Origin of the sequence: Sutterella massiliensis, assembly GCF_016899755.1 — a bacterium.
In the GTDB taxonomy this organism is placed as follows: domain Bacteria; phylum Pseudomonadota; class Gammaproteobacteria; order Burkholderiales; family Burkholderiaceae_F; genus Sutterella; species Sutterella massiliensis.
This window is the reverse complement of the sequence record NZ_JACJJC010000299.1, coordinates 1-431: the sequence shown is the minus strand read 5'-3', so window position 1 is coordinate 431 and position 431 is coordinate 1. Positions and strand designations below refer to the sequence as shown.

Genomic DNA, 431 nt, shown 5'->3' with positions numbered 1-431 from the left:
CGTGCCGCTGAACGAACCGTCCGTTTGGAAGCCCGAAATGGAAACGGTTCCGCTGCCGGTGATTTGGCTGCCATTGAGGTAAACATCGGAAACGCCTTCGAAAAGCGTGAGGTCGAAGACCCCGCCGCCCGAAAGAAGTGCGGAACCGCTGTTCAGTTCATCGAAGCGGTTTCCGGTCTGCTGCGACGTTCCGTCTTCGAAAACAACGGTTGTTTGCTTGTTCGATGAAAGATCGATGCGACCGCTGCCGCTCCACGTACCGTCGTTGCTCGAAAGAACAAGTTGGCCGCCGGAGCCGTCGATCTGACCAAAGTCGATCGTGCCGCCCGATGTGAGATCGAGACCCCAGACATTCTTGTCGGATTCGCCGCTCGAAATCAGCTGGCTGACACCCGAAAGCCCGATCAGCGTGCTGCCGGCAACGGCTGCAT

The 431-nt window shown here is 58.0% G+C and carries 1 protein-coding gene; it reads right to left on the bottom strand.

Going from position 1 to position 431, the window contains the following annotated elements; translation table 11 throughout:
- Positions 1-431, bottom strand: a 431-nt coding sequence (locus tag H6A60_RS12650; protein WP_205105192.1) for a hypothetical protein, incomplete at both ends; no start/stop codon positions are given.